Source organism: Pandoraea pneumonica (assembly GCF_049918595.1).
GTDB classification, from domain to species: Bacteria; Pseudomonadota; Gammaproteobacteria; order Burkholderiales; family Burkholderiaceae; genus Pandoraea; species Pandoraea pneumonica_A.
Window position 1 is genome coordinate 1 of sequence record NZ_JBNCRZ010000008.1, and the last position, 21,113, is coordinate 21,113.

At 63.8% G+C, this 21,113-nt stretch carries 22 protein-coding genes, 1 other RNA gene and 1 riboswitch; of the genes, 11 read left to right on the top strand and 12 right to left on the bottom strand.

Annotated features, from left to right (window positions below):
• The first annotated feature begins 167 nt into the window (after positions 1-167).
• Complete coding sequence (locus ACPWR9_RS24260) at positions 168-1,949, top strand: acyl-CoA dehydrogenase (RefSeq protein WP_426301424.1); 1,782 nt, start codon at positions 168-170, stop codon at positions 1,947-1,949.
• Between the two features lie 130 nt (positions 1,950-2,079).
• On the opposite strand, the gene ssrS is transcribed toward ACPWR9_RS24260, so the two are convergent.
• The 3 genes from ssrS to ACPWR9_RS24275 all read right to left on the bottom strand — a co-directional run bounded on the left by ssrS (position 2,080) and on the right by ACPWR9_RS24275 (position 2,926).
• A non-coding RNA gene (gene ssrS / locus ACPWR9_RS24265) (6S RNA) lies at positions 2,080-2,261 on the bottom strand.
• Between the two features lie 45 nt (positions 2,262-2,306).
• The gene (locus ACPWR9_RS24270) at positions 2,307-2,618 is read right to left on the bottom strand and encodes a cell division protein ZapA (RefSeq protein ID WP_150681992.1); all 312 of its coding nucleotides are present in this window, start codon (positions 2,616-2,618) and stop codon (positions 2,307-2,309) included.
• Positions 2,615-2,926, bottom strand: a complete 312-nt coding sequence (locus tag ACPWR9_RS24275; RefSeq protein ID WP_426301426.1) for an ATPase — start codon at positions 2,924-2,926, stop codon at positions 2,615-2,617. The genes ACPWR9_RS24270 and ACPWR9_RS24275 overlap by 4 nt, the downstream gene beginning before the upstream one ends.
• Before the next feature lie 90 nt (positions 2,927-3,016).
• Positions 3,017-3,266: riboswitch (cobalamin riboswitch) on the top strand.
• A 177-nt stretch (positions 3,267-3,443) separates the two neighbouring features.
• Between ACPWR9_RS24275 and ACPWR9_RS24280 the strand changes: the two genes are divergently transcribed.
• From ACPWR9_RS24280 to cobC, 7 genes are all read left to right on the top strand, one after another.
• Positions 3,444-5,417 carry a TonB-dependent receptor plug domain-containing protein gene (locus ACPWR9_RS24280; RefSeq protein WP_426301428.1) on the top strand — a complete coding sequence of 658 codons (1,974 nt, stop codon included), beginning with the start codon at positions 3,444-3,446 and terminating at the stop codon, positions 5,415-5,417.
• Positions 5,418-5,444: 27 nt separating this feature from the next.
• A complete protein-coding gene (locus ACPWR9_RS24285) occupies positions 5,445-6,440 on the top strand; it encodes a FecCD family ABC transporter permease (protein WP_426301430.1) in 996 nt (331 codons plus the stop codon).
• Positions 6,437-7,294, top strand: a complete 858-nt coding sequence (locus ACPWR9_RS24290; RefSeq protein WP_426301432.1) for an ABC transporter ATP-binding protein — start codon at positions 6,437-6,439, stop codon at positions 7,292-7,294. The genes ACPWR9_RS24285 and ACPWR9_RS24290 overlap by 4 nt, the downstream gene beginning before the upstream one ends.
• 69 nt (positions 7,295-7,363) lie before the next feature.
• Entirely contained in the window at positions 7,364-8,032 is a 669-nt protein-coding gene (gene cobO / locus ACPWR9_RS24295) for a cob(I)yrinic acid a,c-diamide adenosyltransferase (protein ID WP_426301434.1), read from the top strand.
• 54 nt (positions 8,033-8,086) lie between these two features.
• Positions 8,087-9,175, top strand: coding sequence for a nicotinate-nucleotide--dimethylbenzimidazole phosphoribosyltransferase (cobT, locus tag ACPWR9_RS24300; protein ID WP_426301436.1), 1,089 nt, complete (start codon positions 8,087-8,089; stop codon positions 9,173-9,175).
• Entirely contained in the window at positions 9,172-10,047 is an 876-nt protein-coding gene (locus ACPWR9_RS24305) for an adenosylcobinamide-GDP ribazoletransferase (protein WP_426301438.1), read from the top strand. The genes cobT and ACPWR9_RS24305 overlap by 4 nt, the downstream gene beginning before the upstream one ends.
• A complete protein-coding gene (cobC, locus tag ACPWR9_RS24310) occupies positions 10,038-10,643 on the top strand; it encodes an alpha-ribazole phosphatase family protein (protein WP_426301440.1) in 606 nt (201 codons plus the stop codon). Before ACPWR9_RS24305 ends, cobC begins: the two co-directional genes overlap by 10 nt.
• 4 nt (positions 10,644-10,647) lie before the next feature.
• Here the strand turns inward: cobC and ACPWR9_RS24315 are convergent, their stop codons facing one another.
• Complete coding sequence (locus ACPWR9_RS24315; RefSeq protein ID WP_426301442.1) at positions 10,648-11,601, bottom strand: cobalamin-binding protein; 954 nt, start codon at positions 11,599-11,601, stop codon at positions 10,648-10,650.
• A gap of 287 nt (positions 11,602-11,888) precedes the next feature.
• On the opposite strand from ACPWR9_RS24315, the gene ACPWR9_RS24320 reads away from it, so the two are divergent.
• The gene (locus ACPWR9_RS24320) at positions 11,889-12,071 is read left to right on the top strand and encodes a hypothetical protein (RefSeq protein WP_426301444.1); all 183 of its coding nucleotides are present in this window, start codon (positions 11,889-11,891) and stop codon (positions 12,069-12,071) included.
• Between the two features lie 138 nt (positions 12,072-12,209).
• Here ACPWR9_RS24320 and ACPWR9_RS24325 read toward each other — a convergent pair whose 3' ends face one another.
• The 4 genes from ACPWR9_RS24325 to cobU form a co-directional block, all read right to left on the bottom strand.
• Positions 12,210-12,434, bottom strand: coding sequence for a hypothetical protein (locus tag ACPWR9_RS24325; RefSeq protein WP_426301446.1), 225 nt, complete (start codon positions 12,432-12,434; stop codon positions 12,210-12,212).
• A 254-nt stretch (positions 12,435-12,688) separates the two neighbouring features.
• Entirely contained in the window at positions 12,689-13,756 is a 1,068-nt protein-coding gene (gene cobD / locus ACPWR9_RS24330; protein WP_426301448.1) for a threonine-phosphate decarboxylase CobD, read from the bottom strand.
• Positions 13,753-14,733, bottom strand: a complete 981-nt coding sequence (cbiB, locus tag ACPWR9_RS24335; RefSeq protein ID WP_426301450.1) for an adenosylcobinamide-phosphate synthase CbiB — start codon at positions 14,731-14,733, stop codon at positions 13,753-13,755. Before cbiB ends, cobD begins: the two co-directional genes overlap by 4 nt.
• Positions 14,734-14,739: 6 nt before the next feature.
• Positions 14,740-15,291, bottom strand: coding sequence for a bifunctional adenosylcobinamide kinase/adenosylcobinamide-phosphate guanylyltransferase (gene cobU, locus ACPWR9_RS24340; protein ID WP_426301452.1), 552 nt, complete (start codon positions 15,289-15,291; stop codon positions 14,740-14,742).
• A 124-nt stretch (positions 15,292-15,415) separates the two neighbouring features.
• Here cobU and ACPWR9_RS24345 point away from each other — a divergent pair, with 124 nt between their 5' ends.
• Together ACPWR9_RS24345 and ACPWR9_RS24350 are read left to right on the top strand one after the other, a co-directional pair.
• Entirely contained in the window at positions 15,416-16,954 is a 1,539-nt protein-coding gene (locus ACPWR9_RS24345) for a cobyric acid synthase (RefSeq protein ID WP_426301454.1), read from the top strand.
• A gap of 96 nt (positions 16,955-17,050) precedes the next feature.
• Entirely contained in the window at positions 17,051-17,674 is a 624-nt protein-coding gene (locus tag ACPWR9_RS24350; RefSeq protein WP_426301456.1) for an AAA family ATPase, read from the top strand.
• Positions 17,675-18,076: 402 nt separating this feature from the next.
• Here the strand turns inward: ACPWR9_RS24350 and panD are convergent, their stop codons facing one another.
• From panD to ACPWR9_RS24370, 4 genes are all read right to left on the bottom strand, one after another.
• Positions 18,077-18,490 carry an aspartate 1-decarboxylase gene (panD, locus tag ACPWR9_RS24355; protein WP_058375448.1) on the bottom strand — a complete coding sequence of 138 codons (414 nt, stop codon included), beginning with the start codon at positions 18,488-18,490 and terminating at the stop codon, positions 18,077-18,079.
• A gap of 147 nt (positions 18,491-18,637) precedes the next feature.
• Positions 18,638-19,474, bottom strand: coding sequence for a pantoate--beta-alanine ligase (panC, locus tag ACPWR9_RS24360; protein ID WP_426301458.1), 837 nt, complete (start codon positions 19,472-19,474; stop codon positions 18,638-18,640).
• 187 nt (positions 19,475-19,661) lie between these two features.
• Positions 19,662-20,537 carry a segregation and condensation protein A gene (locus ACPWR9_RS24365; protein ID WP_426301827.1) on the bottom strand — a complete coding sequence of 292 codons (876 nt, stop codon included), beginning with the start codon at positions 20,535-20,537 and terminating at the stop codon, positions 19,662-19,664.
• Between the two features lie 166 nt (positions 20,538-20,703).
• Positions 20,704-20,886 (bottom strand): DUF3460 family protein, encoded by a 183-nt coding sequence (locus tag ACPWR9_RS24370; protein ID WP_426301460.1) that lies wholly within the window; start codon positions 20,884-20,886, stop codon positions 20,704-20,706.
• Positions 20,887-21,113 lie beyond the last annotated feature (227 nt).

The window sequence follows — 21,113 nt, forward strand, 5'->3', positions numbered from 1 at the left end:
CGTGCTGCGGGGTGAGTCGCAAGACTGGCCTCGCAGCCGATTCGCATGAGGAGGCGGGCAGTGCGCTGCGTCCTCATCCGAATCGGTCAAAGATAAGACGACATAAGAACAAGAATCCCGGCATTCGCCACCATCCGCAGGCAAACGGATTCCCTTGGAGGAACGACATGAGTTATCAGGCCCCGATCAAGGACATGCAGTTCGTGATGAACGAGCTGGCGGACTTGTCGAGCATTGCGGCGTTGCCGGGTTACGAGGATGCCTCGCCCGAACTCGCGCAGGCCGTGCTCGAAGAAGCCGCACGTTTTAACCAGGAAGTGCTCGCCCCGCTGAACGTCATCGGCGATCAGCAGCCGAGCACGTGGAAAGACGGTGTCGTCACCACGACGCCGGGCTTCAAGGAAGCGTTCAAGCAGTTCTCCGAAGCCGGTTGGCAGGGGGTGTTGCATCCGCAGGAATTCGGCGGCCAAGGCCTGCCGAAGCTGGTGGCGACGCCCTGCACCGAAATGCTCAACGCGGCGAACTTGTCGTTCGCCCTGTGCCCGTTGCTGACCGATGGTGCCGTCGAAGCCCTGCTGACGGCCGGTAGCGATGCGCAACGCGCGCTGTACGTGCCTAAGCTGCTCTCCGGCGAATGGACGGGCACGATGAACCTCACCGAGCCGCAGGCGGGCTCCGATCTCGCGCTGGTGCGCACGCGCGCCGATCGCGTCGGTGACGGCACGTACAAAATTTTCGGCACGAAGATCTTCATCACGTTCGGCGAACATGACATGGCGGAGAACATCGTGCACCTCGTGCTCGCGCGCACGCCGGACGCGCCCCCGGGCGTGAAGGGCATCTCGCTGTTCATCGTGCCGAAGTTCAACGTCGACGCCGAAGGCAAATTGGGCGCGCGCAACGATGTGCATTGCGTGTCGATCGAACACAAGCTCGGCATCAAGGCGAGCCCGACGGCTGTGCTGCAATTCGGCGACAACGGCGGCGCCACGGGCTATCTGATCGGCGAAGAGAATCGCGGCCTCGAGTACATGTTCATCATGATGAACGCCGCTCGCTTTGCCGTGGGTATGCAAGGCGTGGCCGTGGCCGAGCGCGCGTATCAGCACGCGGTGGCGTATGCACGCGAGCGCTTGCAGAGCCGTCCGGTCGATGGCTCGTCGCGCGATGCGGTGGCGATCATTCATCACCCGGACGTCAAACGCATGCTCATGACGATGCGTGCGTTGACCGAAGGCGCGCGTGCATTGGCCTATGTGGCAGCGGCACAAGCCGACATTGGGCACAACGCTGCCGATGCAGGCGAGCGTAAGCGCGCACAGGCCGTCTACGAGTTCCTCGTGCCGATCGTCAAGGGTTGGAGCACGGAGATGTCGCTCGACGTCACCAGCCTTGGCGTGCAAGTGCACGGCGGCATGGGCTTCATCGAAGAGACCGGTGCGGCGCAGTACTACCGCGATGCGCGCATTCTGCCGATCTACGAAGGCACGACGGCGATTCAGGCGAACGATCTGATCGGCCGCAAGACGCTGCGTGACGGCGGCGCCGTGGCTCGCGCGCTGTTCGAGCAAATCGCTGCGACGGAAAACGATTTGCGCGCCGCAGGCGGTGTGGGTCAAAGCGTTGCGGAACGTCTGGCGAAGGGCCGTGAGGCATTGTCGATCGTGGTCGACTACGTCATCGCGAACACGCAGGACAACGCGAACGCTGTGTTTGCTGGCAGCGTGCCGTATCTGAAGCTGGCGGGGATTGTGTTGGGCGGCTGGCAGATGGGCCGTGCGTTGCTGGCGGCGCAGGCGCGCCGCGATGAAGATCCGGCGTTCTACGATGCGAAGATCGGCACGGCGCGTTTCTTTGCCGATCACATTCTCACGCAGGCACCGGGCCTCGCGCAGTCGATTACCGAGGGCGCAGATTCGACGCTGTCGTTGAGCGAAGCGCAGTTCTAAGCAAGCGATCGACAGCAGTAAAAAAGGCGGCCCACGGGCCGCCTTTTTATTTTCCATCGCGCGTTACATTGATCGAGCGATAAAGATCGCACGAAAAAAAACGGCACTGCGCGAACGCAGTGCCGTGTATTGGGTCCCCGCCACAGCCGCTAAGCCGGCATCCTGAACCGGGAGGTTCAAGGTGGTCGCGGTTAGTAACGCTTTGGGTTCATCAGACAGAGTGACGCTCACGCCAGCGCTACAAACTTCCGCAACCTGCTGCAAAGCATTGGTTCAAGGAATCTATGACTTTCGCGAACCAGGCAGGGAAAACTAACTTTTTGAATCGAACGACATCGTGTGTTTTACAACGTTGACTCAGCTTTGATACTGGTCGATCACAGCACTCAATCGATCGTTCATGCGTTGCATTCTACTCTGAATTTCTTCAGCGGGGAATGCTTGTCCAGCAGCAATACTTTTTTCCAACGCAAGCAATTCGGATGCCAGGCTCAACGCTGCCATGACGGCAATGCGGTCGGTGCCGCGCACGCTGCTTTGCGCACGCACCTTGCTCATTTCGGCGTCCACACGCGAGACGGCGGAGAGCAGGTCGGCTTCGTGTTCCGGCGGGCAGGCGAGCCGGTACGACTGTTCCAGGATATGAACTTCGAGCTGCTTGATCGTCATGCGTGTTCTCCACCGGGGGTACCGAGCAGATCCATCTGACCCTCAGCGGGGTTTTGCGTCGGAAGCTTTTCCAGAATGGCGTTCAGGCGAACCTGAGCCTCGTCGATCTTGGCGGCGAGCTGGTCGCGCTGCAAACGCAGGGCGTCGCGCTCGACACGTAATTGTTCAATAGCGGCGCGGGTGTCGTCGCATTCGGCGCGCGTGCGATCAAGCTCACTTAGCAGTGCCTGATTGTGTTGATGAAAACGTTGGCTTATCACAACCAACTGTTCAATTTTGTCGGTGAGATTGTCGAGATCGGTGAGCATCGGGCTGCGTCCTCATAATTGCCCTACATTCTAACGGAATCGGCGGCCAATGCCCGACGAACGAGCATTGACGCTCATCCGATTGACCCCTACACTTGCGGCGCTTCGGTGCTCGCGCACGCCCCCCGGCATGCGCAGTTAAACGGGAAACAGGGAGCCGCGCCCCCACACGGGCTGGCCAACCTGTGCTGCCCCCGCAACGGTAAGTCATCATTTCGGCCCTAAAGGTTTCCGAAAACGCACCTCGCCTCAATCGCCACTGCAAGTTATCCGCTTGTGGGAAGGCCGGTCAGGCGCGACGATGACCAGCCCGGATACCGGCCGAGCGAGTGGGGAAAAGCCTTGCCGCCCGGCGCTGCCGCTGGTGGCTTGCCGTCGTTTTCATGTGCCGATGCGATTCCATGTAATGCCATGCGATCCGCATCCGTGACCTGTCACCGGCGCTCCTCGTGCGCCGACGACCCGCGGGGGAACGGGTCAAGGCAAAAAAAGAAAACCACGGAAGTCACACCAGATCATGCGCTCCCACGTCCGCGCTATGGCGCAGCTCGCGCCCGCTTTTGTTCCTGCCCCACGCGCCGTCGCGCTCGCTTGCGCCTCGCTCGCCGCCACGTTCAGCTTTGCCGTGCATGCCCAGTCGGCCGCATCGGCACCTTCGGCCGACACCACTGCCGCGCCGGTGTCCGTTGCTGCCAATACCGCAACCAACGACAACACCACCGCTGCCCAGCTCAAGACGACCGTCGTGACGGCCTCGCGTACCGAGCAAAAGCTCGCCGATACGCTCGCTGCCACTTCCGTCATCACGCGTGAGGACATCGAACAAAGCCAGGCGCAAGACCTCCCGACGCTGCTGCGCGGTCAGGCGGGCGTGGAAATCGTGCAGAACGGCGGCTTCGGCACGTCGGCCAGCATTTTCATGCGCGGCGCGGCGTCGAACGCATCGCTCGTGCTCATCGACGGTGTGCCGGTCAACTCGGCCACCACGGGCACGACCAACATCGCGCAAATTCCGGTGTCGCAAATTGACCACATCGAAATCGTGCGCGGCAACGTGTCGGCGCTCTACGGTTCGCAAGCCGTGGGCGGCGTGATCCAGATCTTCACCCGCAAGGGCGATGGTGGCCCGCCGCGCGCCTATGCGGAAATCGGCTATGGCACCAATAACACTACGCAGGCCAACGCCGGTATCGCCGGGTCGTTCGACGACGGTAAGACCAACTTCTCGCTCGACGTGTCGCGCTTTCACACGAACGGCATTTCGGCCATCGACCCGCGCTTCTATCCGAAGAACGTGAATCCGAACCGCAATGGCGACGACAACACGAGCGTGAGCGCGTCGATCTCGCGCAAGCTCGGCGACACGTGGGAAGTGGGCGCGCGCCTGTTCCAGAGCGATGGCAGCAGCAGCTTCGACAATGCCTACGGCAAGCCGACCGACCTGAACAACACCGACGCTCGCGTGCGTCAGATTTCGGGCTACGCAAAGGGCAACGTCACCGACAAGTGGAGCACGCGCTTCTCGGTCACGCAGGGCGACGACTACAGCTACAGTTATTTGAACGACAAAGGCAACGGCAACTTCCACACGTCGAGCAATCAAATCGACTGGGGTAACGAGTACGCCTTCATGCCCGACCAGAAGCTGATCGCGGGCTACACACGTCTTGAGCAGACCGTCGAGAGCAGCACCAACTATGGTCGCAACAACCGACACGTCGATTCGGGCTACATCGGTTACGAAGGCGCGTTCGGCAAGCATCAGGTGCAAGCGAACGTGCGCCGCGACGTGTACTCCGACTTTGGCGGTGCCAACAGCTACTGGGTGGGCTACGGCTACAACCTCACGCCGATGTGGAAGTTCATGGCCAACGCGTCGGACGGCTTCCGCGCACCGACCTTCAACGACCTGTTCTACCCGGGCTACGGCAATCCGAACCTGCAACCCGAGCGTTCCATCTCGAAGGAACTCGGCGTGCAATTCAACGGCGGCGAGCGTCTCGGCCTGGTCAAGCTGACCGGCTTCCAGACCAAGTACACGAACCTGATTCAGAGCCTGACCGTGTTCCCGTACACGGCCTCGAACGTGGCGAAGGCGCGCGTCGAAGGGCTTGAACTGACCTACACGGGCCGTCCGCTGTTCGGCGTCGATGTGCGCGCCTCGTTCACGCGTCAGAACCCGACCGATCTGGATGCCGACAAGCAACTCGCCCGCCGTGCCAAGCAGTTCGGCTCGATTGGCCTGTCGAAGACGTTCGACAAGTTCACCTTCGGCGGCGACGTGTTCTACAGTGGCGAACGTTACGACACCAGCGGCCAGCATCTGGGCGCGTACACGCTCGTGAATCTGCAAGCGCGTTACGATATCGACAAATCCTGGTACGTCTCGGCGCACCTGGACAACGTCTTCAACAAAAACTACCAGACGGTATATGCCTACAACACGATCGGGCGCGCGATTTACGTCACGCTCGGCTGGAAGCAGTTCTGACGCATTGGCATCGCGAGGCCTAGCGGCATGACGCTGCGTCGCGCACTCGCCATCTGGACGGCCCTTGCCAGCCTTGCGCTGGCAGTGCTCGTCGCGTCGCTCATGCTGGGCAGCGTGCCGGTCTCGCTACGCGAGATCGGCGGTCTGATGCTCGGTCACGATGTCGGTCTTGCCGGTGACGTGGTGTGGCGTTTGCGTTTGCCGCGTGCGTTGGCGGCGTTTGCCTGTGGCGGCTTGCTGGCCGTCTCCGGCACGCTGATGCAGACGCTGCTGCGTAATCCGCTCGCCGACCCCTACGTACTCGGCATTTCTGGCGGTGCGGCAGTGGCCGCCCTCGCATCGCTTGCGCTGATGTTGCCTTTCTTCTGGGTACAGACCAGCGCGTTTCTTGGGGCATTGGCCGCCATCGCGCTCGTGATGGCCCTCTCGCACCGCAGCTTTTTCCGTCCCGGCGAACAAGACAGCAGCGCACGCCTGCTGCTCACCGGCGTGATGATGGCTGCCGGTTTCGGCGCGCTCGCCATGCTCATCCTCACGCTGGCGCCCGATGCCAGCCTGCGTGGCATGTTGTTCTGGCTGACCGGCGATTTGAATGGTGTCGACCGCGCAGCGTTGCCGTTACTGGCGCTCGCGGCGACCTTGCTCATCGTGTGCCCCGTTGCGCATCGACTGAATGTGATGCTGCGCGGCGAAGCCGTGGCGCAGGCCGTCGGCGTGTCGGTCGGGCCGTTGCGCGCACGCATTTATCTGGCTGCCTCGCTCGCGACCGCCGTGGCTGTGACCACCGCGGGCAGTATCGGCTTCGTGGGACTGGTCGTGCCGCATATTCTGCGGCTGCGTTTCGGTAACGATCAGCGTATGTTGCTGCCCGCCGCCGCGCTCGCAGGCGGCGTGCTGCTAATGGTGGCCGACTTGATCGCCCGCACGATCGTCGCTCCGACACAACTGCCGGTGGGCGTGATCACCGCGATCATCGGCGTACCGCTGTTCCTCTGGCTGCTTTCGCGACGGGTGATGCGATGAGTGTGCCCACGCCCGCGGCGCAGCCGAATTCGCCGACGCCACTGTTGCACACGCACGCGCTGACATTGCGCGCGGGCGAACGAACGCTAGTGGACTGGCTCGATTTTGCCGTCGCACCCGGCGAATGCTGGTGTCTCGCTGGCCCGAACGGCGCGGGCAAAACCACGCTACTCAGCACACTCGCGGGCTTGCGCAGCATCGATGCGACACCGCATCGCGACGACGCCATTGCCGCATCGGGACGCATCGATATCGCGGGCAAGCCGCTAAGCCAGTGGCGCGTCGGCGCGCTCGCCAAAGTGCGCGCCCTGATGCCGCAGCAAACTCGGGATGCATTCGGCGCGACAGCGCTCGAAGTTGTACTCGCTGGTCGGCACCCGTATCTCGCACAAGGCCGCTGGGGCGCCTGGGAATCGGAGGACGACATCGCTGCGGCGATGACGGCATTGGCGCAGGTCGGCCTCGAAGCGTTTGCGCAACGCGACGTGACGACGCTCTCCGGTGGCGAGCGTCAACGCGTGTCGCTCGCGGCAGTCCTCGCGCAGGCGACGCCGCTGCTGCTGCTCGACGAGCCGATTTCGCATCTCGATCTGCATCATCAGATGGATGCGCTCGAACGCTTGGCCGAACATGCGACGCGCGACGATGCCGCCGTCGTTTTTTCTTGTCACGATTTGAATCTGGCGCGGCGCTTCGCCACGCATGCGTTGTTGCTCGACGGACGCGGCGCATGGCGCGCCGGCCCCGTGCGCGAAGTCCTCACCGCCGAGTATTGCAGCGATGCGTTCGGCTACCCGCTGCGCCTCATCCGCGATGGCGCCGACGAGGCCTTGGTGCCTGCGCGCCGTGGATAACGCGTATTCGCTTTCCCAACATCCTGCGCGTAGCATCGCGCCGCGCGCTCGCTTTCACAGGTGCTGTTCATGACGCAAGAAACGCCGCAATCCGACCCCAACACCACGCCCGCTGCCGACAACGCTGACGCCGCTGAAGCCGCCCGCAATGAACGCCATCGTGCCCGCATGGTGCGCAAGAAGGCGCTCATCGACGGCAAGATCGCACAGGCGCAGCACGATTGCGGCGTGCTCGTCATCACCACGGGCAACGGCAAGGGCAAGTCCAGCTCGGGCTTCGGCATGGTCGTGCGCGCGATGGGGCACGGCATGAAGACCGGCGTCGTGCAGTTCATCAAAGGTGCGATTCCGACCGGCGAAGAGAAATTCCTGCGCCGTTTCCCCGAAGCGTGCGAGTTCCATGTGATGGGCGAAGGCTACACATGGGACACCCAAGACCGTGCACGCGACATCGCCAAAGCCGAAGTCGCATGGGAGCAGGCGCGCCGCATGTTGAACGACGCCTCGTTCGGTCTGCTGCTGTTCGATGAGCTGAACATCGCGCTCAAGCTCGGCTATCTCGACGTGAACATGGTGATTGCCGATCTGGAAGCGCGCCCGGAGATGCAGCACGTGGTCATCACGGGGCGTGGCGCACCGCAGGCGCTCGTCGATGCGGCTGATACGGTGACCGACATGACGCCGGTCAAACACGCCTTCGCACAGGGCATTCGCGCGCAACCCGGCGTGGAAATGTAAGCGCCGCCATCCGCGCTCGTCAGTCTCAAGTATTCGTTTCAGGAAGTCTCACGCATGACCGCAAACACCGCATATAGCCCGCTGCTGGCCGAGTTGTTCAACGTCGCCGCGCCGTCGCCCGCCATGGACGCCGCGCTGCAACACGCCATCGATATCAAGACCAAGCCGCCCGGCAGTCTGGGGGCGCTGGAGCGCGTTGCGCTGCAAATCGGGCGCATTCAGCAAAGCCTGACGCCCGACCTCGCGCGCCCCGCGATGTTGGTGTTCGCAGGCGATCACGGCATTGTGGCGTCGGGTGTGAGCCCCTATCCGCAGGCGGTCACCGCGCAGATGGTGCTTAACTTTCTGCGCGGCGGTGCGGCGATCAATGTGTTCTGCCGCGCGAATCAAGTCGAGATGGAAGTCATCAATGCGGGCGTGGCGGCAGACTTCCCGTCGCATGCCTCGCTCGTGGATATTCCGGTAGCGCGATGCACGCAGAATTTTCTCGAGGGCCCGGCCATGTCGCGCGAGCAACTCGAGACGGCGTTGGCCGCAGGCGCTGCGCGCGTGGTTGCGCATGCGCAGCGTGGCACACGCATGATCGGTTTCGGCGAGATGGGTATCGGCAACACGTCGGCAGCCGCCTGTGTGATGCAGCGCCTGACGGGGTTGCCGCTTGCAGCGTGCGTGGGGCGCGGCACCGGTGTGGACGATGCGGGACTCGCGCGCAAGACGGCGGTGCTCGCCCAAGCGCTCGATGCGCATCCCTCGACGGGCGTGGCGGATCCTCTAGACGTACTGGCGACCTTCGGTGGCTTCGAGATCGCGATGATGACCGGCGCCTATCTGGCAGCCGCCAAGCTGGGTCTCGTGATCGTGGTCGATGGATTTATCAGCACGTCGGCATTGCTCGTGGCAGTGCGGCTCGCGCCAGCGGTGCTCGATTACTGCGTCTTTGCGCATGCGTCCGACGAGGCAGGCCATCGCGCCATGCTCGATGCACTGGGTGCTTCGCCGCTACTGCAATTGGGGCTGCGACTGGGTGAGGGCACCGGTGCCGCATTGGCCATGCCGCTGATTCAGGCCGCCGCCGCTTTCTTGCGCGAAATGGCCACCTTCGAAGGGGCTGGCGTGAGCGATCGAGACGCCCCCGCGGCATGACGACCTCGGCCCCCGATCCTTCCGACGAGACGTCTGCGCCGCTGACAGGCGAAGCGCCGTCGTCACATGAACTGGTGCCGACGGCACCGGCCGCGCAGACGCCGGACGATTGGGGCAAGCAGCAACTACGGCTTTTCCTGACCGCACTCGGCTACTTCACCCGGGTGCCGATTCCCGCGTGGGTGGGCTATTCGCCAGCACAGTTGAACGCGGCGACGCGTTTCTTCCCGATGGTCGGCGTGTTTGTCGGCCTGCTGGTCGCGTTGCTGACGGTGGCGATGGGGATGATCTGGTCGCCGCGGCTGGCGATCGCGTTGGGGTTGGCCGTAAGCGTGCTGCTGACTGGCGCGTTTCACGAAGACGGTCTCGCCGATTCTGTCGACGCATTCGGTGGCGCATTCGCACGCGAGCGTGTGCTGGAGATCATGCACGACTCGCGCATCGGCACTTACGGCGCGGTCGCGCTATGGCTGGCGCTCGCGATCAAATGGCAGGCGCTGGTCGACGTGCAGGCCGCATTCGGCTGGGGCGGTTTCGCCATCGTCATGATCGGTGCCCACGCCGCGAGCCGTTGCATGGCGATCAGTTTGCTGCGTGCGCTGGACTATGTGCGCCCCGAAGGCAAAGCCAAACCGGTGGCACAGCGCTTGAGCTTGAATGGCCTTCTATTTGGCGTGGCGTGCAGTGTGCCTTGGGCCTTCTGGCCGGATTGGCGCGCGGGCTTCACGGGCGCGTTGGTGTTGATCGCGCTGCGCGGCGCGTTCATTCGTTATCTGCGTCGACGACTGGGCGGCTACACCGGCGACACCTTGGGTTTCGCGCAACAGATTGGCGAGCTTGCGCTGTATCTGACGGTGTGCGCATGGATCTGATTTTGCTGCGGCATCCGCCGCCAGACGTTGCGCCGGGTGTTTGCTACGGCCAGACCGATCTGCCCGTCGATGCTTCTACTTTCGATGCGACGACGGCGGCGATGCGGCAAACGCTGGCGACGTTGCTCGGTGGCCGCGTCCCTGTTGCCGTCCATAGCAGCCCGTTGCAGCGTGCACGAAAAGCCGCGCAGGCGATTGCCGAATCGTTCGGCATGCCGGTCACGGAAGACGATCGCTTGTCGGAGATGCACTTCGGCGAGTGGGAGATGCAGCCATGGGATGCCATCGACCGCGCCCAACTCGATGCGTGGGCAAACGACGTCGCCGGTTTTGCACCGCCGGGCGGCGAGTCGGCACACGAGGTCGCTCGACGCATGGCCGCGTGGGCGAAGACGGCGTTGGTCGCCAAGTCGGCGGACGCCACGCGTGAAGTGCACGTCGCCGTCTCTCACGCCGGACCCATTCGACTTCACACAGCGGCGGCGCTGGGTTTGCCGCCCACCACATGCCTGTCGTGGGCGCTCGACTTCGGCGCGCTCTGCGCTTTACGCTTCAGCGACCACGGGCAAGCCCGTCTGATGCGCTGGAACGGCTGACGGATTACTGCGCCGCCGCCTTGGCACGCCGCTCGCGTGCAATATCGAGGTCTTCGCACATCACACGGGCGCCATCGAGAATGCGGGGGCCCGGGCGGTTGATCAGATCGCCGTCGATGCCGAACAAATTGTTGTGGGCGACGGCGGGCAACTGCGTCCACTGGCGCCAGCTATCGAGCGTGGCAAGCGGCTTGTCCGATTTCGTGGCCCCTGGCGTCGCCGTGAACATCGCTTCCGGGCGCTTCGCAAGCACGGCTTCGATCGACACGCGTGGCACCAGTGCAGGCTCGTCGGCGAATACATTGACGCCACCGCACAGCCGGATCACGTCGCTCACCATATGCGTGCCGTTGAGCGTCATTAGCGGTTGCGTCCACACCTGATAGAACACCGACACTGGCGCACGCGACGAATACTGCGTGCGCAGCGCCTCATAGCGCGCGCGGAACGCATTGGCTGCCGCCTGTGCTTTCGCCGGGGTGCCGGTGAGTGCGCCCAGACGTTCGATCGCATCGGGCAGGTCGGTCAAATGCTTGGGTTCCGAGTAGAACACCGGCAGCTTCAACTGACGAAGCGCTTCGACTTGCCGCTGTGAATTGCCATGCATCCACACGACCAGCAGGTCGGGCTTGAGCGCCAGAATGCGTTCGAGATCGAGCGCGCTGTTGTCGCCCACGCGCGGGATGCGGCGCGCGGCTTCCGGGTAATCGGAGTAGGCGACAGCCCCGACCACGCGATCGCCTGCGCCTGCGGCAAACAACAACTCGGTCGCATGCGGCGCGAGACTCACGATGCGCTGCGCCGGGGCGGGCAGCGTGACCGTCGCACCGGTGTCGTCTTTGACGGAGATTGCGGCGTGCACGCTGGCGACGACGCCGACCGTCGAGACAAGCGTCAAAAACAGCGCGGCGGCAGCACGGGCGCTACGGCGGGAGAAAGTCTTGGAAGTCTGCGGCATTGACCTGGGAAGGCGGGCGTGAAAACGGGCTGAAAGGGTACCCATCGACGCGATGGATCGGAAAGCGGCCCACAAAGCGGCCCCATGCGGAACGGCGAAGCCCCGCCATTTTCGACGCGTTGCCGCGACGCCGCAAGGACGGCGACGCACGAACGCCTGTGCCGCCCACAACGGGACGCTCGCAAGGGTAAGATGCGCCCATGGCGAACCGATGTCACCCGGTTGCGGTCGAACGATGCGTAACATGCTCGGCACGGATGCCCGGGCGAGATAAGGAGCTAATTGACGTGAGCGACGTAAAGCGAAATTTCGGAATTCTGGGGGCGCTGATGGTCGCGCTGATGCTCGGCGCGTGCGCCAACACCGGCAGCGGCGCGGGTGATTCGAGCGCGTCGGCGCGCAGCGGCGGCACGGGCAAAGTGGAGATGTATGGCGTGATTGACGCCGGTGTGACCTCCACCATCAAGTAACCCTCACGCCGTATGCGGTAACTCGGCAGTAAACGACTACGCCCCCTGACTCAGATGAGTTCAGGGGGCGTAGTCGTTGTGGCGCAGCGCAGAATCGACCGAATGCCCGATCGAAGCCCGCGGCAGCGCCGTGCGGCGTTAGTTGGAGGCCGGAGCCGGGGCGGCAGCGCCTGCGTCCGAAGCCGGTGCCATGGCAGCGCCAGCGTCGCTTGCCGGGGCGGTGCTATCCGCCGGGGCGGCGGCCGGCGCCGATGCCGTCGTATCGGCGGCCGGAGCGGCCGATTGATCTTCCTTCTTCGAGCAACCCGCCATTACGACGGTGGCGGTCAGGAGCGTAGCAAGCAACAGCGGCAGTTTTTTCATTTGGTCGTCCTTTTATATAGGGAAAGCCCTTGCGAAAGAACCCTCAGTCTAACGGCGCCCTGAGGCGAAGGCTGTGTGCATTTGTTGCAGAAATGCTTCAATTTGTAACGAAAACGGCGGCAAACGCACGTCATTTAATACGGCGTAAGGCGCCGCGCGGGCGGTGCGCCGTCTAGCGAACGGACAGGGCACGCCCGATCGGAAGCATAACGGGGAATTTGGATGCCTGCCGGGCACGGCAGTTCCCACAAATTTCAGGTGTGAGAGATTTCGGCGAGTGCGTCGCGCAAGCGTTGCCAGCCCGATTCGTGCGCAGGAAGCCCCAGGCGCAGGCTCGGTAGCAGTCGAGTGCCGCCCATTTCCATCGGCACATGATGGTCGCCGAACAAACGCGTCCAAATGCCGAGGGTGGCCAATTGCGTGTGCCAGGCGGAGGCTGCCGGATGTGGTGTCCACGCAAAGAGCGGCGTGCCGAGCGCCGGCCAGTCATGAGCGTGCAACAGCGTCAGAAGCCGCTCTCCGTCGCGCTGTAAGCGCTCGCGCGTGGCAGATTGCCATGCAGTGTCGCGTAGCGCCGCGCGGGCGGCAAAGCGGGCTGGGCCACTGACGGTCCACGCGCCTAGGGCGAGCGACAGACGCTGTCCAAGGTCGGGCGGACACAGGGCGAACCCCGCCCGCACACCGGCCAGCCCAAAGAACTTGCCCACGGAGCGCAGCACGACCAAGCCGTCCTGCCCAGCGCGCGACGCCATCGAGGCGTCCGGCGACGCATCGGCAAAGGCTTCGTCGACGATCAACAAGCCACCGCGCGCGGCCAGCGAACCTTGCCATGACGACAAGGTTTCGCGCGACACGTGGCGGGTTGTCGGATTATCGGGATTTACCCAAACGAGATAGTCGACGTCGTCGAGGAGTCCGGCCTCCGGGCCGGGCCACGGCACCAGCGTATGTCCGGCGCGCAGGAACGCCGGGACGTATTCGCTGTACGTGAGCGAAGCGATGGTCACACGCCCCGGGCGCAGCAGCGTGGGGAGCGTGCGGATCACGGCTTGCGATCCGGCACAGGGCACGACGCTGTTCGCCGGCGCGCCGTAGTACTGGGCCGCGACTTCAACCAAATCGTCGAAGTCATCCGGCAGGTCGCGCCACACCTCGGGCGGTGGCGTCGGCACTGGGTAGCCGTGCGGATTGATGCCGGTCGACAGATCGAGCCAGTCTTCGCGCGGTCGCTTGAAGCGCGCAATGGCTTCGCTCAGATTGCCGCCATGGCGGGGGGCGGGCGGCGTTGGCACGGGGGCTACGGGTGTTGTCATATCGCTCATACCACTCCCACGGGCATTGCGTCCGCCTGCGACGCGGCGAATAAGGCGAGGGCGCCAGTGACGACGAGCCACATCCACATCGAGCGGGAAATGAGTCGCCATGCGGCCTTGATATGTTGCGCGGACGGTTCCATGCCGCAACCCAACGGCGGGCGCGTTTCCCATTCGCCGTGATAGCGGGCAGGGCCACCGAGTTGCACGCCGAGGCTGCCCGCACCGGCCGCCATGACCGGGCCTGCGTTGGGGCTCGACCATGCGCTCGCTTGCGTGCGCCAGCAGTCGATGGCGCGGGCGACGTCGCCAAAGATGGCGTAGCTCGCGGCGGTGAGCCGTGCCGGAATCCAGTTCAGCAGGTCGTCGATGCGTGCGGCCGGGCGGCCGAAATACAGAAACTGTTCGGTGCGGTAGCCCCACATGGCGTCGAGCGTGTTGGCCAGCCGGAACAGCACCACGCCGGGCGCACCGGCGATGGCAAACCAGAAGAGCGCACCGAAAATGGCGTCGTTGCCGTTTTCTAGCGTCGACTCGACGGCGGCGCGCGCGATGTCGGACGCGCTGGCGTCTTCGGTGTCGCGCGAGACGATGCGTGAGGTCAGTTCACGCGCTTGCGGCAGGTCGCCATCGCGCAGCGCGCGGGCGATCGGCATGACGTGTTCGCGCAAGCTGCGCGCGCCGAGTGCGGCATAGAGCGCGAGCGCTTGCCAGACGATGCCGCCCCAGCCGGGCAGAAAGGTGAGTGCCCAGGCGATGAGCACGGGCACGAGCAGCATGAGGGTCCATGCCCAGGTGCCACGCACCATGGCGCTGAACGGTTTGTCGCGTGTGTCGGCGCTGTTGAGCCAGGCTTCGACGCCCGCGGCGATGAAGCCGAAGCCGACGAGCGGATGCCAGCGTTTGGGTTCGCCGAGCCACGCGTCGAGCAACACGCCGATGAGCCCGGCGAGCCAGAGCGATTCAGGGGAGAGTCCGGTGAGCATCCGCCATCATCCTTTGACGGCCATGGGCAGGCCGGCGACGACAAAACGCACGTGCGGTGCCAGCGCAGCGACGCGCTGGTTGAGGCGGCCAAGTTCATCGACGTAGCGCCGCGTGAGCGAGCCCATCGGAATGACACCGAGGCCGATTTCGTTGCTCACGACGATGAGTTTGCCGGGGGCGGTGGACAGGGTCAGCGCGAGACCATCGACGACGTCGCGCCATTGGGTGTCGTCGGCGGGCGCATCGGGACCATCGTCAGGCGGGCAGAGCCAGCTCGCCAGCCACAACGGCAGACAATCGACGAGCACGCAGTGACCTTCGCGGGCGGACTCGCGCAGTGCCCCGGCGAGATCGCGACCGACTTCCACAGTGGGCCAATGGGCCGGACGGCTGGCGCGATGATGGGCGATGCGAGCGCGCATCTCGGGTTCGTCGCTCACCGCAGCGGTGGCGAGGTAGCTGACTGGCAGGCCGCTCTCCGTGGCGAGGCGTTCGGCGAACGCACTCTTGCCGGAGCGCGCGCCACCCAGCACGAAAGTCAGGTCGTGGGCACTCATGGGCGATATTGTACGAGTGCCCGATGCGATAATCCGCTCCATGAGTGAAATCCCTGTCAATTCCAGCGCGGTGTCCGAGACTTCATCCCGATCCGCATCACGGTCATCGTCGGCGTTCGACGCTATGTCGGCGAGCGCCGCGGCGGGTGCCGCGGGTGGCGCCGCTATTGCGTCATCGCGACGCGGCACACTGATGATTCAGGGCACGTCGTCCGATGCGGGCAAGAGTACGGTGGTGGCCGGGTTGTGTCGTTTGCTCTATCGCGAGGGCGTGCGTGTTGCGCCGTTCAAACCGCAGAACATGGCACTCAACAGCGCGGTGACGGCAGACGGCGGCGAGATCGGCCGTGCGCAAGCGTTGCAGGCGCAGGCGGCGGGAATCGCACCGCACACGGACTTCAATCCGGTGTTGCTCAAGCCGAGCAGCGACCGTGGCGCGCAGGTCATCATCGGCGGCAAGGTGGTGGCCGATCTCGATGCGCGTGCCTATCAGGAATACAAGCCGCGTGCGATGTCGGCGGTGCTTGCCGCTTACGAGCGTCTGCGCGCGGGGTATGACGCGGTGATCGTCGAAGGGGCGGGCAGCCCAGCCGAAGTGAATCTGCGAGCGCGCGATATCGCGAATATGGGCTTCGCCGAAGCGGTCGATGCGCCGGTGTTGCTGGTGGCGGATATCGACCGGGGCGGGGTGTTCGCGCAGTTGGTCGGCACGCTCGCGTGTTTGTCGGACAGCGAGCGCGCGCGGATCAAGGGGTTCGTGATCAATCGCTTCCGGGGCGATCCGTCGTTGCTCACGAGCGGACTGGAATGGGTGGAGGCACGCACGGGGATTCCGGTACTCGGGGTGTTGCCGTATCTGCACGGTCTGCATCTGGATGGCGAGGACATGCTGCCCGGCGAGCGGCACACGGCGGCCAGCGGCGAGACACGCTTACGGGTTGCGGTGCCTGCGTTACCGCGTATCAGCAATCACACGGATTTCGACGCGTTGCGCGCGCATCCGCAAGTGGACTTCCGCTACGTGGGCGCCGGGGAGGCATGGCCTGCGTCGGATCTTGTGATCTTGCCGGGCAGTAAGCACGTCCGGGCCGATTTGGCATGGCTACGGGCGCAAGGCTGGGAACCGGCGATTGCCCGCCATCTGCGCTACGGCGGCAAGGTGCTTGGTATTTGCGGCGGCTTGCAGATGCTGGGCGCGGCGATTCACGATCCGCAAGGTCTGGAAGGCGATGCGGGGACGACGGCGGGCCTTGGCTGGCTAGAAATCGAGACGACGATGGCGCCCCAGAAGCAACTTCGTGTGGTGAGCGGTCGCTTGTGCGCGGGCGACGCGCCGGTGCGGGGCTACGAGATTCACATGGGGGTGACGCAGGGGGCGGCGCTGGCGCGTCCTGCTGCGATGTTGGATGGCGAGAGCGGAGGCGGCGGCTTCAGCGGTGGAGTGCCGGACGGCGCCCGCTCTGCGGACGATCAGGTCATGGGCACGTATCTGCATGGGCTGTTCGATACGCCGGAGGCGCTGCACGCGCTGCTGACATGGGCAGGCGCGCGCGACATTGATGCGCAGGACTACAACGCATTGCGTGAGGCGTCGCTGGACCGGCTCGCGGACTCGTTCGCCGAGCACATGGATTTGGCACGGGTGTGGGGCTGTTTGCGGTGAAAGCGGCAGGCACGGCCCGCAATCACTCGGCGACGCGGGTGAGCCGTCACGAAGCCGTTGTAAGATGTGCGGAAAATCGACCTCGGGGAGTGCGTAATGCCGGTGATCGTGGTGGCGAATCCGAAAGGTGGCGTGGGCAAAAGCACGCTGGCGACGAATCTGGCCGGATATCTGGCCGCGCAAGGCCATGCGGTCATGCTCGGCGACACAGACCGCCAGCAGTCCTCCCGGGCTTGGCTAGGGCTGCGCCCGCCCGCGCTGCGGCCCATCGCGACGTGGGACGTCGATCACAGTGAGGTAGCCCGTCCGCCCAAAGGCACCACGCACGCCGTGCTGGATACCCCCGCTGGCCTGCACGGCAAACGGCTAGACACGATCCTCAAGCTCGCCAATTACGTGCTCGTGCCGCTGCAACCGTCCATCTTCGACATCCTCGCCACACGCGACTTTCTGCAAAAGCTCCGCGAAGAAAAGGCCGTACGCCAGGGCGATGTCCGCGTCGGTGTCGTCGGGATGCGCGTCGATGCCCGCACCCGAGCCGCCGACCAACTCGCCCGCTATTGCGATGAGGCCGAGTTGCCCGTGCTCGGCATGCTCCGCGATACCCAAAACTACGTGCAACTCGCCGCCCACGGACTCACACTCTGGGATGTCGCACCCAGTCGCGTCGAGCGTGACTTACCCCAGTGGGACGGTATTGTGAAATTTGTCGCCGATTAGGCGTTCAACCGCCTCACCTACACCCACGCCTGCGGTCGGCCGCCGGCACGCTACCCGTTTTCGTCGCTCCACGAAATTCGCTTTGGAAAACGGGCAGCGCACCGACGGCTCGTCCTCCTCCCTCAATTCGTCGCAACCCACCCCTCCGGCCCCTCCCAGCAGCCCCCCCTCCGCCCCTCCTTCCACCTCCGCGGTCGGTCGACGACACGCCCAACCGTTTGCGTCACTCCGCATCAGCAAACGGTTGGGCGCGCCGCCGACTCGTTTCAACGCACACTATCCGTTGCAACCATTTTTTCTCTCCCCCCCGCAACCACTCGCGCTGGGCGTGCTTCCTCTTTTCTGTCCCTGAAACGAAAAACCGGCCATCTGGCCGGTTTTTCGTATTGCTTGTTTTGCTTCTTACTTTGCTGCGTCGAAGGCGCGGGTTTCTTCCCATGCTTGCAGCGGCACGTGATCGCGCTCACCCTTCTGCACATTCTTTTCGTCCACAAACACGAGCTGCGGCTTGAAGCCCGCCAACACGTCCTTGTTGTCGACCTGCGCATACGACACGATGATCACGATGTCACCCAACTGCGCACGACGCGCCGCCGCACCATTCAACGAAATCATGCCGCTCCCACGCTCACCACGAATCGCATACGTCGTGAAACGCTCGCCGTTATTGACGTTGAAAATGTCGATCTGCTCGTTCTCAACCAAACCCGATGCTTCGAGCAGGTTCTCGTCGATTGCACACGAACCCTCGTAATGCAATTCGCAATGCGTCACGGTGGCGCGGTGAATCTTCGACTTGAGCATGGTGCGGTACATGGCTTGCCTCTTGTGTTGCAATGTCGCGCACTCCGCGCGACGAATTAAGCACGCGCATCCAACACGCGCGCGAATATCCACTAACGCCGCCCCTTATCCATCGCGCGTCTTTGCGCAGTCGGATATCGGCGACGCCAGCACTCAGATTTAAATTTCCAAATTGTCGATCAGACGCGTCGCACCCAACTTCGCGGCGGCCAACACGACCAGGCTCTCGGCCGGTGCTGCGCCCGGCGCCGGTGCACGCAAATTCGCACGCTGACGAATCGACACGTAGTCCGGCGCCCAACCCCGCTCGCGCAAGGTCTGCATCGCCGCGGCTTCGAGCGCTTCGTAATCGGTCTTGCCCGCATTCACATCGTCGCGAATCTGGCCCAGCAAACGATACAACTGCGGGGCTTCGGCACGCTCGGTTTCCGACAGGTAACGATTGCGCGAAGACAGCGCCAAGCCGTCGTCGGCACGCACGGTTTCAGCCGCGATGATTTCGATCGGCAGTGCGAACTGTCGGCACATGCTGCGCACAATCATCAACTGCTGGTAATCCTTCTTGCCGAACACGGCCACGCGCGGCTGCACGCACGAGAACAATTTGGTGACGACGGTACACACGCCCTTGAAGAAGCCCGGGCGGAACTCGCCTTCGAGAATGTCGCCCAGATCGTGCGGCGGCTCGACGCGATATTCCTGCGGCTCGGGATACATCTCCTTCTCGTCCGGCGAAAACAACACGTAGACGTTCTCGCGCGTGAGCTTCTCGATGTCGTCCATCATGGTGCGCGGGTATTTGTCGAAGTCTTCGTTCGGCCCGAATTGCAGGCGATTGACGAAGATACTGGCCACGACCGGGTCGCCGTGCTGGCGCGCCAGTCGCATCAGCGACAAATGCCCTTCATGGAGATTGCCCATCGTGGGCACGAAGGCAACGCGATTCTGTCCGCGCAGTTGGTCGCGCAGTTCGTGAATCGAGGGGATGACTTTCATTGAGGTTCCGTGCGTGGCGTACGTGTGGGTTACGTCCAGCTTTGGCGTGCGCAATGCCCGATATTGGGGCGCAGCCGCCAAAACGTCCGGGGGATTGTAGAGGAAATCTCAACGGGCGTGCGCAAAACCGCAAGCGCCGCGCGGACTCTGCGGCATCGCCGCGCCGCCACGTCGCACGTCCCGTTTTTCAGTTGGGGGAGTACGTCAGGCGCACATAGATCGGCGCGAACGGCTCTGCCTGCGTAATCTCAAGCAGCGACTCGCGCGCCAGTTCCAACATGGCGATGAAGTTGACCACCACGACGGGCACCCCGCGCCCAACGTCGAACAACTCGGTGAACTCCATGAACCGCGCACCCTGCAAGCGCCGCAGCATCTGGCTCATATGCTCGCGCACAGACAACTCTTCGCGCGAAATCTTGTGATGCTGCACCAGCTTGGCCCGGCGTAACACTTCGGCCCACGCCGCCCGCAAGTCGTCGGCATCCACGTCGGGGAAGCGCAGTTGTGAGCTCTGCTCGATATACACCTGCGAGCGCAGGAAGTCGCGGCCCAGCACGGGTAAGGTATCGAGCTTCTGTGCCGCTAGCTTCATCTGCTCGTATTCGAGCAGGCGGCGCACCAGTTCGGCACGCGGATCTTCCGCTTCTTCGCCAGTGTCGGCCTTCTTGACCGGCAACAGCATGCGCGACTTGATCTCGATAAGCATCGCCGCCATGAGCAGATACTCCGACGCCAACTCCAAATTGGTGGTCCGGATCTGCTCGACGTACAGCAGGTACTGCTTCGTGACCTGCGCCATCGGGATGTCGAGCACGTTGAAGTTCTGCTTGCGAATCAAATACAACAGCAAGTCGAGCGGACCTTCAAAGGCTTCGAGGAAGATCTCGAGCGCGTCAGGCGGAATATAGAGATCGTTCGGCAGCGCAAACAACGGCTCGCCATACAAGCGCGCCCGCGCTACACCGTCGACGATGTCGGGCGTGGTGTCCTGCCCGTCAGGCGGGGCAGGCAGCTCCGCCGCCTTGGCTTCCCGGCCAGGCGAATCGACGTGCGCAGGCACCGGCGCGGCCTCGGAGGCTGGCTCCAAAACGGGCTCGGGAGTTTGCGACGGATCGTCAGGCGTGGTGGGATTCAACGCGATAGGGGACAGGCGGCGGTTGGCGGGACGAAGCGTGGTGTGACGGGCCTTGGCGGCAACTGCCGCCTATCAGGCCCGCCGGCACGGCTTACTCGCTCTGGTAGACGTACGGCTGTTGAGCCACGCGCGACTGCTGGGCGCGGCGGCGCTCTTCCATGTCGATGGGCTGCTTGTCCCACAACAGGGAGCGGCCCTGACGCTGCTCGGCTTCGAGCGTCGGCTTCTCGCTCTTGAGTTGCTTGATGAATTGGGTGATATCGGACTCGTACATGATCGGTCTGCTTAAAAAATGGGCAATGCGAAATAGGCAAAGCAGCACGGCGCAAGCTGTGCGGAACGACGCTGATTCTACCGCAAACCGGTCCCATAGCGTCGCTTCGGGCCGGTTTGGGATTCCCGGATGAAGTGACAACAGGGATATGGTCAAATACGCCTCACGAACGCTGAACATCTGCATCATCCGAACAGGCCGCACCGGTCGACACGCCGCACGCCGCC